Annotated in this window: 14 protein-coding genes; 13 read left to right on the top strand and 1 reads right to left on the bottom strand. The window is 54.0% G+C overall.

The window, feature by feature from the left end; translation table 11 throughout:
* From B5G34_RS08985 to B5G34_RS08950, 9 genes are all read left to right on the top strand, one after another.
* Positions 1–1248, top strand: coding sequence for a trypsin-like peptidase domain-containing protein (locus B5G34_RS08985; protein WP_087336262.1), 1248 nt, complete (start codon positions 1–3; stop codon positions 1246–1248).
* 165 nt (positions 1249–1413) lie between these two features.
* Positions 1414–2568 (top strand): amidohydrolase, encoded by a 1155-nt coding sequence (locus B5G34_RS08980; RefSeq protein WP_087336260.1) that lies wholly within the window; start codon positions 1414–1416, stop codon positions 2566–2568.
* A 216-nt stretch (positions 2569–2784) separates the two neighbouring features.
* Positions 2785–3012, top strand: coding sequence for a helix-turn-helix transcriptional regulator (locus tag B5G34_RS08975; RefSeq protein WP_087336258.1), 228 nt, complete (start codon positions 2785–2787; stop codon positions 3010–3012).
* A complete protein-coding gene (locus tag B5G34_RS08970) occupies positions 3009–4541 on the top strand; it encodes a class I SAM-dependent DNA methyltransferase (protein ID WP_087336256.1) in 1533 nt (510 codons plus the stop codon). The genes B5G34_RS08975 and B5G34_RS08970 overlap by 4 nt, the downstream gene beginning before the upstream one ends.
* Entirely contained in the window at positions 4541–5710 is a 1170-nt protein-coding gene (locus tag B5G34_RS08965) for a restriction endonuclease subunit S (protein ID WP_087336254.1), read from the top strand. The genes B5G34_RS08970 and B5G34_RS08965 overlap by 1 nt, the downstream gene beginning before the upstream one ends.
* Positions 5711–5719: 9 nt before the next feature.
* The gene (locus tag B5G34_RS08960) at positions 5720–6700 is read left to right on the top strand and encodes a DUF2971 domain-containing protein (protein WP_162609456.1); all 981 of its coding nucleotides are present in this window, start codon (positions 5720–5722) and stop codon (positions 6698–6700) included.
* A 192-nt stretch (positions 6701–6892) separates the two neighbouring features.
* Positions 6893–7297 (top strand): DUF4062 domain-containing protein, encoded by a 405-nt coding sequence (locus B5G34_RS08955; protein WP_087336250.1) that lies wholly within the window; start codon positions 6893–6895, stop codon positions 7295–7297.
* Positions 7291–7551 (top strand): hypothetical protein, encoded by a 261-nt coding sequence (locus B5G34_RS18440; protein WP_140397225.1) that lies wholly within the window; start codon positions 7291–7293, stop codon positions 7549–7551. The genes B5G34_RS08955 and B5G34_RS18440 overlap by 7 nt, the downstream gene beginning before the upstream one ends.
* A gap of 14 nt (positions 7552–7565) precedes the next feature.
* Positions 7566–10940, top strand: a complete 3375-nt coding sequence (locus B5G34_RS08950; protein WP_087336248.1) for a DEAD/DEAH box helicase family protein — start codon at positions 7566–7568, stop codon at positions 10938–10940.
* Positions 10941–11246: 306 nt separating this feature from the next.
* On the opposite strand, the gene B5G34_RS08945 is transcribed toward B5G34_RS08950, so the two are convergent.
* Positions 11247–11561 (bottom strand): hypothetical protein, encoded by a 315-nt coding sequence (locus tag B5G34_RS08945; RefSeq protein ID WP_087336246.1) that lies wholly within the window; start codon positions 11559–11561, stop codon positions 11247–11249.
* A gap of 244 nt (positions 11562–11805) precedes the next feature.
* Here B5G34_RS08945 and B5G34_RS08940 point away from each other — a divergent pair, with 244 nt between their 5' ends.
* From B5G34_RS08940 to B5G34_RS08925, 4 genes are all read left to right on the top strand, one after another.
* Positions 11806–12135 (top strand): hypothetical protein, encoded by a 330-nt coding sequence (locus B5G34_RS08940; protein WP_087336244.1) that lies wholly within the window; start codon positions 11806–11808, stop codon positions 12133–12135.
* The gene (locus tag B5G34_RS08935) at positions 12125–12469 is read left to right on the top strand and encodes a hypothetical protein (RefSeq protein ID WP_140397223.1); all 345 of its coding nucleotides are present in this window, start codon (positions 12125–12127) and stop codon (positions 12467–12469) included. Before B5G34_RS08940 ends, B5G34_RS08935 begins: the two co-directional genes overlap by 11 nt.
* Positions 12470–12757: 288 nt before the next feature.
* Complete coding sequence (locus B5G34_RS18760) at positions 12758–12934, top strand: hypothetical protein (protein ID WP_162609455.1); 177 nt, start codon at positions 12758–12760, stop codon at positions 12932–12934.
* 82 nt (positions 12935–13016) lie between these two features.
* Positions 13017–14687 (top strand): recombinase family protein, encoded by a 1671-nt coding sequence (locus B5G34_RS08925; RefSeq protein ID WP_087336237.1) that lies wholly within the window; start codon positions 13017–13019, stop codon positions 14685–14687.
* The last annotated feature ends 86 nt before the right edge of the window (positions 14688–14773 follow it).

Raw genomic sequence — 14773 nt, 5'->3', positions numbered from 1 at the left:
ATGCACGGCTACTACTATGACCAGAACCGGGTCTACCCGGAAGAGATGGGCGGCCCCGGCCGGAGGAAGGGCCGCCGGCCCAGGAGACCGGGCCGGGCGGTGCTGCTGTTCTGCGCCGCCCTGGCGCTGCTGATCATCGCGGCGGTGGTGCTCCACTGGGTGGGCGACACCTTGCGGTACCGGGATGCCCTGTCGCGGCCCTCCGGCGGCCAGCAATGGGAAGAGGACTGGGAGGACCCCTGGCAGGAGGATGAGAAGCGGGGGGAGACCACGGTAGAACGGGCTCCCTTGGGGGATGAGGTTACTGTAACGCTGAACCCCCAGCCCCAGTCGGAGCCCCACCCCCTCCAGACCATCTATGAGGAGAACATCCAGTCCATCGTCTCCATCTGGGGAGACGCGGGCACCTCCTACTCCTACGGCACCGGCGTAGTGCTGTCCGCCGACGGCTATATCATCACCAACGCCCACGTGATCGAGGGATGCAGTCAGGTGGAGGTGGTGCTTCAGAACGACCGCATCCTGGATGCGCTGCTGGTGGGAATGGACCTTCCCACCGACCTGGCGGTGCTCAAGGTGGAAGGGGAGGATTTACAGCCCGCGGTCTTCGGAGACTCCGATCAACTGCGAGTGGGGGACCCGGCGGTGGCCATCGGCAACCCCCTGGGCCAGGAGCTGCGGGGCACCATGACCGACGGCATCATCTCCGCCATCAACCGGGTCGTGGATGTGGACGGGTACAGTATGGTGCTCATCCAGACTACCGCCGCCCTCAACTCGGGCAACTCCGGGGGCGCCCTCATCAACCAGTACGGCCAGGTGGTGGGCATCACCAATATGAAGATGTACGCCTATGACGACACGGTGGAGGGATTGGGCTTCGCCATTCCCACCACCACCGTCAAGACCGTGGTGGAGGACCTGATCCGCCAGGGTTATGTCAGCGGGGAACCTACCATCGGCATCACCTGCTATACAGTGACCGAGGAGATGATGGAGGTCTACGGTATGCCTGCCGGCGTCTGTGTCAAGAGTGTGCAGGAGGACTCCGACGCCAGGACCCAGGGCATCTTCCCCGGGGACGTGATCGTGGAGGCCAACGGTCAGGCGGTGACCACCATCGAGGAACTGCTGGCCCTGAAGGAGGGGATGGCCGTGGGCGATGTGATCTCCTTCCGCCTGTGGCGGGAGGGCGCCTATCTGGAGCGTGAGGTCACCCTGACCGAGCAGTATATCCCCCAGTCATAAAGAAAAAACGGGCGTCTCCGTCAGGAGACGCCCAATGTGTGCGTGAAGAATGGAATGAATCGTTTGATGGATCGCACTTGTACCTCGCATGAGCTGCAAATATAAAATACCATATTTTACTGAAAATGTCAAAGACAACATTTGTCGAAAGGGGTCGGGGAGAAGATGATACTTGTAAACGGAGTGGTCCACACCATGGAGGGACCGGTGATCGGCCGGGGCTATGTGGCCTTTGAGGACGGAAAGATCACGGCGGTGGGTCCCATGGAGGAGCTGACGGCATCCGGGGATCAGACTCTGGACGTCCAGGGCGGACACATCCTGCCCGGCTTCATCGACGCCCACTGCCACCTGGGCCTGTTCGGGGATTCCCTGGGCTTTGAGGCGGACGACGGCAATGAGTCCACCGATCCCTGCACCCCTCAGCTGCGGGCCATCGACGGGGTGAATCCCCTGGACCGCTGTTTCCTGGAGGCCCGGGAGGGGGGCGTTACCACGGTGCTCACCGGTCCCGGGTCGGCCAACCCCATCGCCGGGCAGTTCCTGGCCATGAAGACCGACGGACGCTGGGTGGATGAGATGGTGGTGAAGGCCCCGGCGGCCATGAAGTTTGCCCTGGGGGAGAACCCCAAGTCGGTGTATAACGATCGGAAGGAGACCCCGGTGACCCGTATGGCTACGGCGGCCCTCATCCGGGAGGAGCTGTCCAAGGCCCTGGAATACCAGGACAAGCAGGACAAGGCCGACCAGGACCCGGACGAGGATATGCCCGACTTTGACACCAAGCTGGAGGCGCTGGTGCCGGTGCTGAAGGGGGAGGTGCCCGCCCACTTCCATGCCCACCGGGCGGACGACATCGCCACGGCGGTGCGGCTCAGCAAGGAGTTCGGGCTGAAATACGTGATCGTCCACGGCACCGAGGGCTATAAAATTTCCGACCTGCTGGCCGCCGAGGGGGCGGCGGTAATTACCGGCCCCTGCCTCACCGACCGCTCCAAGCCGGAGCTGGTGGGTCAGACGTTGGAGAATCCCGCCCTGCTGGCCGGGGCGGGAGTGAAGGTGGCCATCTGCACCGACCATCCGGAGACCCCCATTCAGTATCTGCCCCTGTGTGCCGCCATGGCGGTGCGGGGCGGCATGGAGGAGGAGGAGGCCCTGGCGGCCATCACCCGCAATCCTGCCCAGATCGCCGGGATCGACCGCCGGGTGGGCACCCTGGCTCCCGGTAAGGACGCCGATATCGTGGTTACCCAGGGCCACCCCTTCGACTGGAACGGCAAGGTTATGGCGGTGTTTCTGGAGGGAAAGCAGGTCAAATAAGCAGGAAAAAGGCGCGCCATACAGGTATCCCAGCATAAGAACAACAAACCGATTTTGCGTATCGAAACAAAGGCGCCTACGAATTTTTCGTAGGCGCCTCTATTTTCATGAGACCCCAGTTGTTTGCATCGAAACTTCATGATTTCGTGATTTTTATTTGTCTTTTAGAGCCACACCTGTTATACTGGAAAATAGAAGAAATTTAGGAGGTGCAGGATGGCTATCAGCTATAATCGGCTGTGGAAGCAGCTGATCGACCATGGTTGGAGCAAGACTGACATGATGCACCGTGCAAACATCAGCACCAATGTGTTAGCGCGATTGAGCAAGGGCGAGCCGGTCTCGATGGACAGCATGGAAAAAATCTGTACTGTGCTGGGGTGCAACATCGGAGACGTGATGGAATTTATTCCCGATACAGAAAACGGAGGAACAAACCCATGATAACAGGCGTGATTAAAAATAAAGTAGACAAAATCTGGACTGACTTGTGGGCGGGCGGCATCACCAACCCCCTCACCGTCATCGAGCAGATGACCTATCTCATGTTTATCCGCTCTCTGGACGAAAAGGAGCTGGAGACGGAAGAATTTGAACACATGACCGGCGAGCAGATGGACAAAATTTTCCCCTCGTCTGCTGTGGGGCAGTCCATGCGCTGGAGCAAATTCAAGAACAACGACCCCCGGGACATTTACGATGTGATTTCCCGGCTGGTGTTCCCGGCCATCAAGAACATGAAGCACGGTCATCTGCCGGACTTCAACGACAAAGGCGAGCTGGTAGAGCTTACCGATGAGACCGAAGACGGCCCCCAGAACGAGAGCGCCTTTGCCCGCTACATGAGCGACGCCATGTTTCTGATTCCCACCCCCCAGGTGTTACAGAAAATTATCACCGGGCTGGACGACCTGTATGAGCACGACATTTCTGACCGGGATATGCAGGGTGACCTCTACGAGTACATGCTGAGCAAGCTGTCCACCGCCGGGCAGAATGGGCAGTTCCGCACCCCCAAGCATATCCGGGAGATGATGGTGGAGTTATTGCGGCCCACCCCGGACGATACCATCTGTGACCCGGCCTGTGGCACGGCGGGCTTTCTGGTGTCCGCTTCCGAGTACATCCGCCGTTACTATGAGGACACCATGACCACCGAACAGTGGGCGCACTTTGCCGGGGACGCGTTTACCGGCTTTGACACCGACCGCACCATGCTGCGCATCTCCGCCATGAACCTGATGCTCCACTCCATCAGCCACCCGGATATCGACTACCGGGACAGCGTGTCCAAGCAGAACCAGATCAGCGACCAATATACCATGTGTCTGGCCAATCCACCGTTCAAGGGCACCGTGGACGCGGAGAGCATCCACGACAATCTGAAAGCGGTGACCAACACCAAAAAGACCGAGCTGCTGTTTCTGGCGCTGTTTCTGCGGATGCTGAAAAAGGGCGGCCAGTGCGCCTGCATCGTGCCGGACGGGGTGCTGTTCGGCTCATCCAAGGCCCACAAAGCCATCCGCAAGGAACTGGTGGAGAACCATCAGCTGCGGGCCGTCATCTCCATGCCCTCCGGCGTGTTCAAGCCCTACGCGGGGGTGTCCACGGCAGTGCTGGTGTTCACCAAGACCGGCGCGGGCGGCACCGAAAACGTGTGGTTCTATGACATGAAGGCCGACGGCTTTTCTCTGGACGACAAGCGCAGCGAAATTTCGGACAACGACATCCCCGACATCATCCAGCGGTTCCACAACCTCGATCAGGAAGCCGACCGCCCCCGCACCGCGCAGAGCTTTTTGGTACCCCGGCAGGAGATTGCCGACAACGACTATGATCTGTCCATCAATAAATATAAAAAGGAAGAGTATGTGCCGGTGGAATATCCCCCGACAAAAGAGCTGATGAAAGACCTGCATGCGCTGGAGGCGGAGATCACCGCAGGGCTGGCGGAATTGGAGGGGATGCTGTGATGGCAAAGTTAGGAGATATTATAGAGCAAATCCGGGGGGTTTCATATAAACCAGCGGATTTGCATGATAATCTAAATAACAACAGTGTTATTTTATTGCGTGCAAACAACATTCAAAATGGAAAAATCGTGATTGATGATGTGGTATATGTTTCAAAAAATAAAGTAAGTGAATCTCAATATTTAAGGCAGGGAGACATACTTGTATGCACGTCTAGCGGCAGTAAGGAACTAGTTGGAAAGGCCGCATTTGTAGATAAAGACTTACCTATGGTATTTGGAGCGTTTTGCAAAGTTGTACGCCCTAAAATAGAATGCTGTGAATACATGGGATACTTCTTTCAGGCCCCTTATTACCGCAACCATATTTCAGCAGCATCAGCGGGGGCTAACATAAATAATTTGAGAAATGAACACATAGCTGATTTACACATTCCACTCCCATCTTTTGACGAACAGCGCAAAATTGCGGCGGTGCTGGATAAGGTCAGCCACCTGATTTCCAAACGCCGCCAGCAGCTGGACAAGCTGGATGAGATGGTTAAAGCCAGGTTTGTGGAGATGTTTGGGGACCCGGTAAGTAACCCCTATGATTGGAATTTAAAGGGATTACTTCAACTTGGAGATTGTAAAAATGGAATGAACTTTCATTCAACTGATGTAGGAGTAAATATTCACTGTTTGGGTGTGGGTGATTTTAAAAACTTATCTTGCATTTCAGATACTTCAAAACTCCCAACCGTTTCCCTTACAGATATACCATCTGACGAATATATGTTGAAAGATGGTGATATTGTTTTTGTGCGCTCAAACGGCAATAAGGCACTTGTAGGCAGAAGTTTAGTAGTTTATCCTGCAACAACTCCAACAACTTTTAGCGGCTTTTGTATTCGATTCAGATTAAATTCTGATGAAGTGAAAGCTGATTATTTGCTGCGAGTTTTAAAAACTGATTCTATCCGAAAAAAGATGGCTGGACGAGGTGCTAATATTCAGAATCTGAATCAAAAGATACTTGGAGAATTACAGATACCTGTCCCGCCATTAGATTTACAAAATCGGTTTGCCTCATTTGTAGAGCAAACAGAGAAAACAAAAACCACCATCAGCCACAGCCTTGACAAGCTGGAAACGCTGAAAAAGGCGCTGATGCAGGAATATTTTGGGTGAGGTGATATGGTGAAATGCGCATTGGATATATTGGTAGATAATCTCGGCTTTGAATCCTGCACTGAACTTTATGAGAAATTCATGCCCCCAATTTTTGCAGGAGAGTTAATTTATCATTATACATCATCTTCTGGCTTACAATCTATTTTGAAAGAAAATCCTGACAAGCTGATATTGAGGGCAAGCCGTTTTGACTGTTTGAATGACAAAATGGAAGGAACTTTTGCTAGAAAAATTTTTATAAATAATTGTAATGAAATGTATCATAAAGGCGAGATAGATAAAGACTTGCATTCTATTCTCGTGAATACATCACCTACCAAAACTACATTGTTTTATAATGTTGGTGGCAGAAGAAAACCTATAAGAATAAATAGAGAGCAATTTTTGACATCATTATCACAAGATGGCGATTCTTTAGCAATGTGGAAATATTACTCTAAGGGAACCCAATATGACGGACGCAATATTGGGCTTTTGACAAGTGAAATAACAAATTCGCTAAAAGAACAATTTTGGGAAAAAGAGGCTTCCTTTAGTATATTTCCTGTGGTATACAGAGAAGAAGAACAAAAAGAACTAATTACGGGTTTTATAAATCTTATAAAGGAGGCCAAAAAGTACAATCAAGATGATAAATTAGTGCGGGCGCTTGTTTCAGAGCAATTAGCGCAGTGGGCATTGGTTTTTAAAAGTCAGCATTTTTCACATGAGGAAGAAGTTCGGATTGTAATTGATGTAGGACGAACAACAAAAAATGGCGTTTTGCAAGGATCTCCTATACCAATCAAATATCGAGACAGCAACGGATATATTATACCATTCATTGAGTTGAATTTGAGTAAGAATTCGCTGGAAAGCGTAACGCTGGCCCCAATTGGGTGTGAAAAAGAAATGAAGGATATACAAAAAACTATTTTAGAAGATATGCTGTGCCGATATGGGTATTCGGCAAAAGGATATAATTCGGGGATTGATATGCGCTATTAAATTTTTTAGGTGCAGATATGCCCAACTTCTCCTTCCTCCAATCTAAAACTGAATACGCCCTCTTTGCCCCGGCCTGCATGGAAGCCGAGAAAATCTACGCCTCCGCCCTAGCCATGTGCGCAGTGGACTGCCAGAAGGCGCTGATGCAGGGCTATTTTATAAGGACGATAATTTTGAAAGGTGGTCAAAATCATGAGTATAAAAAAGAAGTATCAGGTATTTATCAGTTCTACATATAGTGACCTGATAGACGAACGCGCTGCAGCTACCCAGTGTCTTTTAGATAATAACTGTATCCCTGTGGGGATGGAGCAGTTTCCAGCAAGCGATATGAGTCAAATGGATTACATTAAAAGAATGCTTGATGATTGCGACTACTATATTCTTATTTTAGGCGGCCGTTACGGTTCACTCGATCGAGATGGTGTTGGCTTTACTGAAAAAGAATATGACTATGCAATTTCTAAGGGCATTCCAGTAATGAGCTTTGTATTTGATAAACCAGAAAATTTACCTGCAAAAAATTGTGAATCAACAGATGAGATGCGAGGTAAATTCACTGAATTTAGAAAAAAGTTTGCTCAGATAAATTGGTAAAGTTTCATGGTGATCTTGGTACACTTAAAGCCAATATCTCAACGTCTATTAACCTGTGTATACGAGATTTTCCTGCAATCGGATGGGTTCGAGGCGATAGTATTGCTAAAGAATCTGTCGAAAATGAGTTAATATTAGCAAAAAAACGGATAGATGAATTAGAAAAAAAGTTAGAGTCAACTCCTAAAATTTATGCAGGGTCAGAAGAACCGGAAAATTTAAAAAATGGAGATATATGGCTTCAAACTGTATGAAGTGAGGTGACACCATGCCCAACTTCTCCTTTCTCATAGCCAAACCTGACTACGCCCTCTTTGCCCCTGCCTGCATGGAAGCCGAAAAAATCTACGCCTCCGCCCCGGCCATGTGCGCGGTGGGCTGCCGCAAAGCCCTAGAATTGGCGGTGAAGTGGGTCTATGCGGCGGACGAGTCCATGAAACTGCCCTATAAAGACAATCTGCAATCTCTGGTGCATGAGCCGTCTTTTCGCTTTGCCGTGGACGCCAACACCTGGGGCAAGTTCCAGTTTATCATCAAGCTGGGTAACTTGGCGGTACATACCGAGCGCAGCGTGCAGCCCGGCGACGCCCTGGCCGCCTTGCGGGGGCTGTTCGAGTTCGTGGAGTGGATCGACTACTGCTATGGGGCAGACTATGTGGAGCGCACCTTTGACGAGAGCCTGATCCCCACCGAGCCGGTAGCGGTGGACACCCGGAAGATCAAGGAACAGGAGAGTTTGCTGGAGGAAAAAGCGGCAGAGATCGAAGCCCTGCGCAAACAGATCGAGCAGATGTCCGCCCAGTTCACCGCCGGAAAGGACAAGCACCAGAAAGAGCGTACCTTCCAGCCGGAGGACCTCTCCGAATTTGAGACCCGCAAGCGGTTTATTGATGTGGACATGAAGCAGATGAGCTGGAAGTTCGACGGTCCCGACGCCGATGTACAGGAGGAGTACCCGGTGGAGGGTATGGCTGGCGTACCGGGTCAGCCGGGCTACTGTGACTATGTGCTCTTTGGCAAGGACGGGCTGCCCTTGGCGGTGGTGGAGGCCAAGCGTTCCAGCAAGGACCCCAACACCGGGCGGAAACAGGCGGTGCTGTATGCGGATTGTCTGGAGCGGAAATTTGGCCGCCGCCCCATGATGTTCACCACCAACGGATTTGACACCTATTTCTGGGACGACCAGAGCGGCCCCCAGCGCAAGGTCAGCGGCGTATTCAGCAAAGACGACCTGCAAAAGCTGATGAACCGCCGGGCGGAACGGCTGGACCTGCTAGGAGTTGCCATCGACGACAAAATCACCGACCGCTATTACCAGAAAGAGGCCATTCGGGCGGTGTGCGGGCAGCTCACCCAGGGATTCCGCAAGCATTTGTTGGTCATGGCCACCGGCACCGGCAAGACCAGAACGGCCTCCAGCCTGACCGATGTGCTCAGCCGGGGCAAATGGGTGACCAATATCCTGTTTCTGGCCGACCGCACTGCGCTGGTCAAGCAGGCCAAGGACGATTTCAAAAACTATCTGCCCCATATGTCCCTGTGCAACCTCTGTTCCAACAAGGACGACCGGAACGCCCGCATTGTGTTCTCCACCTATCCCACCATCCTCAACGCCATTGACGACACCAAATCCAAGGACGGGCGGCAGCTCTTTACCCCGGCGCACTTTGATTTGATTATCATTGACGAGAGCCACCGGAGTATTTTCAAAAAATACCGGGCGATTTTTGAATACTTTGATGCGGTGATGGTGGGCCTCACCGCCACGCCCAAGACCGATGTGGACCGCAACACCTACGACTTTTTCGAGATGGAGCATGGTGTCCCCACCTATGCCTATGACTATGAGACGGCGGTGTATCAGGACCATGTGCTGGTGCCCTATTATAACTATGAGGTCAAGACCAAGTTTTTAGACGAGGGCATCACCTATGACGACCTGTCCGACGAGGACAAGGAGCGGTATGAGGAGGATTTCGTGGAGGACGGCATGATGCCGGACTTCATCCCCTCTGCGGCGCTCAATCAGTTCGTATTCAACGAGACAACGGTGGACATTGTGCTCCAGGACCTGATGGAGCGGGGCGTAAAAGTGGCGGGCGGTGACCGGCTGGGGAAAACCATCATCTTTGTCCAGAACAAGCGCCATGCGGAGTTTATTCTGGAGCGGTTCAATAAGCTCTATCCCCAGTACCACGGCACCTTTGCCCAGCGGGTCATCTGCGACGACTCCTATGCACAGACCATCATTGACGACTTCAAGCAGCCGGAAAAAGAGCCGCACATTGCCGTCTCGGTGGATATGATGGATACCGGCATTGATGTCCCGGAATGCGTCAATCTGGTGTTCTTCAAAAAGGTGCGCTCCAAGGCGAAGTTCTGGCAGATGATCGGCCGGGGCACCCGGCTGTGTCAGGGGCTGGCCTGCGTGGATCAGGTGGACGGAGCCTATACCGACAAGCGCCGGTTTCTGATCTTTGACTACTGCGGCAACTTTGAATTTTTCCGGCAGCACAAAGAGGGCTATGAGGCCAGAGAGACCAAAACCCTGTCGGAGAATCTCTTTGGGAAACAGGTCCGGCTGGCCATGGCGTTGCAGGAGTGCGCCTTTGCCGGGGAGGACGATCAGGTATGGCGGGGTGAACTGGTGGATACCTGCCACCGGCAGGTGGCGGCCCTCAATCCCGACCTGATCGCAGTCAAGCTGCGGCGGCAGTTCGTGGACAAGTACCAGAAGCCGGAGGCGTTTGCTACCATCAGCGAGGGAGATAAGAGCGAGTTGCTTACGCAGATCGCCCCCCTGGTGCAGGCCGAAGAGCCGGACGAGTTCGCAAAGCGGTTTGACAACTTTATGTATGGCTTGATGCTGGCCCATATCGAGCAGATGCCCGCGTTCAAGTACGCCAGGAAGCAGCTGTGCGACACCGCCGCGCTGTTGGAGCGCAAAGCCAGCATCCCGCAGGTCAAGGCAAAGCTGCCGGTGCTTCATGAAGTCCAGACCGACGCTTTCTGGGATGCCAATGACATTTTGCTGTTTGAGAGAGTGCGAAAAGAGCTGCGGGAGCTGATCCGCTTTCTGGATGAGGGTGGCAAACAGAAGTTGATTGTCACCAAGCTGACTGACCAGGTGATTGACAACCAGGAGGGTGTGCAGTTGGACGCTGCCTATGATTTTGAGGACTACCGAGCCAAGGTCAACCGCTATGTCAACGAGCATGGCGACACGCTGGCCATTTACAAGCTGACCCATAATATCCCGCTGGCCATGGGCGACTATCAGGAACTGGAGCGAGTGCTGACCAGCGAACTGGGCAGCAAAGAGGACTATGTTCGGGAGTTCGGAGACACCCCCTTCGGCCTGCTCATTCGCAAGATCGCCAAGCTGGATCACGAGGCAGCCATGCAGGCGTTTTCTGCCTTTATCAATGACCAGTCCCTGAACCAGAAGCAGATCGCCTTTGTCCATAAGATCATCCACCATATCGAGCTGAACGGGTATATGGAGAATGTGGCCGAGCTGACGAAGCCGCCCTTTGATAAGCCTATCAGTTTCATCAAGCTGTTTGACCCTAAAACTAGAACTGCCTTGATGGAGACCATCCAGCAGGTGCGGGAAAATGCGGTCCAGATTACCGCGTCATAAAGGTGATGGCTGGCCCAGCTGTTTTTATCCGCCGCCTCTGGCGGCGGTGAAACGCCCGCCCGGAAGGGCGGGCGTTTCACGCAAGCATAGCGTTTTGATGTCAAAACGCGCTTGCAGGGGAACCCCCTGTCCCCAATGCCGCCTGCGGGCGGAACTTTTCGGCAAGGCTGCCGGAAGGTTTTCTGTGCAAAGATCGGGTTTGGTGAAATCATCAAACCCGATCTCATTTGGATACTGCATACCTTTAACAGCCATATGCGATACCGAAAATCGGGTTCGGCAACCTTGCCTAACCCGATTTTTTACCTATTGCTTTACTTTCCACGCCTGGGCAAGAAGATCCTCCACTGTTCCGTCCTCATCATACCACAGACACTTCACGGCGCAGTCCGGGAACCAGTCAGAACGCAGCAACGCCATGATCACCCGCCAAAGACAGGCAAAGTCGCCTGCTTCCCGGCCATAGGCTGTCAGACCACTACGATTTTCTGTACAGTGCAGGCCACCCCGTTCAAAGGCCCGTTGAACGACCTGCCTTGCGTACTCCAAGGAATATCCCCACTGTTCCAGCGCATCTGCCCGAAACGCGATCTCCAACCGCATGGACGCTTCTTCCGGCATCTCCACACCTCCCATCCTAAGTTTGAGTATCTTACCATCGAAAAGAACATTTTTCAACCATTTGTGCGGCGGTTTTTTCCGGTGTGAGGGTGTCTCATGAGACACCCTCGAATCATAGCGGGTGCATCATGAGACACCCAACTTTTTCTTTTAATCCGGACAGGGCTTGTCCGGATTACCTGTTATGATGGCCCCAAGAACCGGGGGGGCGGCTCTGGAGCCGTCTCCCAAGAGGAGGAGAAACATGAACACACAAACACACCGCACCTGTATCCGCATGAGCAAGGAGGAATATGCCCTGCTGAAAGAGAAAAGCAGGGTTGCCGGGCTGTCCGCCAATGCCTGGCTGATGAGAGAGCTGGAGCGAAACCGCCCCATGCTCTACCGGGAGGAGGAGACGAGAGCGGCCATCGCCTTTGCCGATGAGGCTGGCCGGGACATCAACGCCGTGGCCAGGGCATTCAACAGCGGCAGCGGCACCGCCCAGCATCTGGAACTTGCCCTCCATCGCCTGGCCCAGGTGGTGGAACGGTTCCAGCAGGTGAGAAAGCTGGGGTACCCCTATGCGGTATAAACATAAGCCACGACCACCTATGCGGGACAACAGCTGCTCTCTGTCTGTCCGCATGACGGAGGAGCAGTACCAGCAGCTGTGCCGCTATCTGACTGTTACGGGGCTGCCAGTCACTACCTACTTTCGCAAGCTGATCCAGGGGGCAACGATTCGCACCCGAATGTCCAGGCAGAGGCTGGACCCGCATCCCGCCGTAAACCATATCTACTCCAACATCCGGCAGATCGCTCGCTGCCCAAGGGCCAGAGAACTCGCCCCGGAGCAGATCGCGCAGCTGGAGTTTCTGGCGGACAAGCTTTGCGAGGAATGCTTTCTTCTCTCCACCCAGCAATAGCCCCAGTGAGGCCACAGGAGGCCCCGTGTGGCCTCGCAGGCCCAGCGGAGGGACAGGTGTAGGCCCCAGAGAGAAACAGGGCGCTTTCAGCCAAATTGCCGGGATCGCCACTTTTGTGCCACAGGAGCAGAAAATTGCCTTTGACAATATTGTCAAAGGCGATCTGCGGGAGGAGCGGAATATACCACAGAGCCGGGAGACCGCTTTTGATGATATCGTCAAAAGCGCTGCCCAGGAAGGTTTGGCAAGGTTGCCGAACCTTCCCGACCAGAGATGGAGGAAACGAAAATGTCAGAAGAAGCGAAAGATGATGTTCGACAGGTAACCGTGGAACGCCTTCAGCGCTCCCATGGGCGGCTCATCCAGGTGGTGTCTGTGTTCCCGGTACAGGGCAGCGCCACCCCGGAGGACAAGCTAAAAGCCCTCATCGACCTGGACGCACAGCAAGGGAAGCTGTGCGCCTAAAGGGCTGGACATTCCCCAGGCTTTGGGGTATTGTGTAGGCGCGATGCGCTGAATCGGTTTGACGAGAAAAAAGGAGGGCTGTATGAAACAGTCAAACCAGAATGAGATCACCGCCCTGTACTGCCGCCTCAGTCAGGATGACGGGGCGGACGGAGAGTCCAACAGCATCCAGAACCAGCGGAATATCTTGGAGCGGTACGCACAGGAGCACCGCTTCCCCAACCCCCGCTTTTATGTGGATGACGGCTATTCCGGAGGCAGCTTCAACCGCCCCGGCTTTCAGCAGATGATGGCAGATATGGAAAACGGGAAGATCCGCACCATCATCACCAAGGACCTGTCCCGGCTGGGGCGCAATCAGCTCCACACGGGGCTGTACATCGAGGAACGCTTCCCCATGTTCGGCGTCCGCTACATCGCCATCAACGACAATGTGGACACCGACCGGAGTGAGAGCACGGAGCTGATGCCCTTCAAGAACCTATTTAACGAGTGGTTCATCCGGGACACCAGCCGGAAGATCCGGGCGGTACAGCGGGCCAAGGCGGAGCGCGGGGAGCGACTGGGCACCAGAGCGCCCTACGGCTACCGCAAGGATGAGCAGGACCGCAAGAAGCTGGTGGTGGACGAGGAGGCCGCCGCCGTGGTGCGGCGTATCTTCGCCCTGTGCGCCGCCGGGCAGGGACCCAGCCAGATCGCCCGGCTGCTGAAGCGGGAACAGGTGCTATGCCCTACGGCCTACGCTTACAAAACCTTTGGCGTTGCCCATAGCAGTCTGAATTTGAATGATCCCTATGGATGGTCTGACAGTACCATTGCCAACATGCTGGAGAATGAGATCTACCTTGGCAACACCATCAATCTCCGGTACAGCACCCGTTCCTACAAGGACAAGCGGAAAGTGGAACATCCCAGGGAGGAATGCATGGTGCTGGAAAATACCCACCCCGCCCTGGTGAGCCATGAGGTCTGGGATATGGTTCAGCGGGTACGCCAGCACAAACGGCGACCTACCAAGATGGACGAGCAGAACAAGTACTCCGGGCTGGTGGTGTGCGCCGACTGCGGGAGTACTATGGTGCTCCACCGCGCCCATACCATGAGCCGGTCCTACAATCACTTCACCTGCCGGACTTACAAGAAGGACGGCACCCTCTGCACCGCCCACTATATCCGGGAGTGTGTGCTGGATGATGTGGTCCTGGAGGACCTGCGGCGGGTAACGGCAATGGCCAGGGAGCACACCCAGGAGTTTGCCGCGTACATCGGCAGCAGGCAGTCCGCAGAACTCCGAAGAGAGATGCGTGGGCTGGAACGGGAACTGACTGCTATGAAGAAGCGGAGCAGGGAACTGGACAGCATCTTCAAGCGGCTCTATGAGGACAGCGTCCTGGGGCGGATCACAGCAGAGCAGTTCCAGACACTCTCCGGCAGCTACACTCAGGAGATGGAAATGCTGAACAAGGCCATCCCGGAGAAGGAAACTGCCATCCAGAAGCTGCGGGAGCAGGTGTCCGGCACAGACCACTTTATCACCCTGGCAAAGCGGTACACGGACATCCAGGAGCTGACGCCGGAGCTGCTGCGACTGTTCATCCAAAAGATCGTGGTCCACGAAAAGGACGTGAAATGGAGCAAGCACGCTCAGCAGACAGTGGAGATCCACTACAATGACATTGGCTGTGTGGAACTGCCACAGCCGAAAGGTCAGTCCACCCCCAAGGGTGCATATGTCACCGCCGGAGTAAAATAGACCTGGAGCGCCGGGCAAAAATTGACCCACGCCTAAAGACCGGCTATCTTAAAAGTGTGTCGAATACTTTTAAGGGAGATGGCCGA

This window comes from Flavonifractor sp. An82, from assembly GCF_002159265.1.
Lineage (GTDB): Bacteria > Bacillota > Clostridia > Oscillospirales > Oscillospiraceae > Flavonifractor.
Note: the sequence above shows the minus strand (reverse complement) of the source record. Positions and strands in the feature narration are given on the sequence as shown.